This window comes from Paenibacillus sp. sgz302115, from assembly GCF_056120445.1.
This window is the reverse complement of the sequence record NZ_JBVYOK010000060.1, coordinates 1-617: the sequence shown is the minus strand read 5'-3', so window position 1 is coordinate 617 and position 617 is coordinate 1. Positions and strand designations below refer to the sequence as shown.

Annotated in this window: 2 rRNA genes; both read right to left on the bottom strand. The window is 47.3% G+C overall.

Going from position 1 to position 617, the window contains the following annotated elements:
- Nucleotides 1-176: ribosomal RNA gene (locus AC0LWN_RS32640) — 23S ribosomal RNA — on the bottom strand; the annotation flags it as partial.
- A gap of 316 nt (nt 177-492) precedes the next feature.
- Nucleotides 493-617: ribosomal RNA gene (locus AC0LWN_RS32635) — 16S ribosomal RNA — on the bottom strand; the annotation flags it as partial.

The following is a 617-nucleotide window of genomic DNA, read 5'->3' as shown; positions in this document are numbered from 1 at the left end:
CATACCCTATGTATTCAGGTATGAGTAGCTGCGAATTACCACAGCTGGGTTTCCCCATTCGGACACCCCCGGATCAAAGCTTGCTTACAGCTCCCCGAGGCAGTTTCGTTGTTCGCCACGTCCTTCGTCGGCTCCTGGCGCCTAGGCATCCTCCGTGTGCTCTTATTAGCTTAACCTCGATTTTCTCCGGAGGAGAAATATCGGACCATTAAGGTCTTCAATTCTTCTCGAAAATCATCGTATCAACTAATAACTATTTCAACTTGTTGACACAAGTTTTAGCTAAAAGATGTTCTAAAACGCAAATTCGTTTCGGTATCCAGTTTTCAAGGATCAAGTTGCTGTAAGTTCTGGTCGAACACGGCTGTGTCGATAGAAGTTACAGACAATTGAGAGCTTAAACTCTCAAAACTGAGCAACGAGTGAGTCACTAACCGACCTGGTTAGATTTAAGATTTGAATGTCACCGTTGCAGGTGACGATTCTCCATAGAAAGGAGGTGATCCAGCCGCACCTTCCGATACGGCTACCTTGTTACGACTTCACCCCAATCATCTACCCCACCTTCGGCGGCTGGCTCCCTTGCGGGTTACCCCACCGACTTCGGGTGTTGTAAA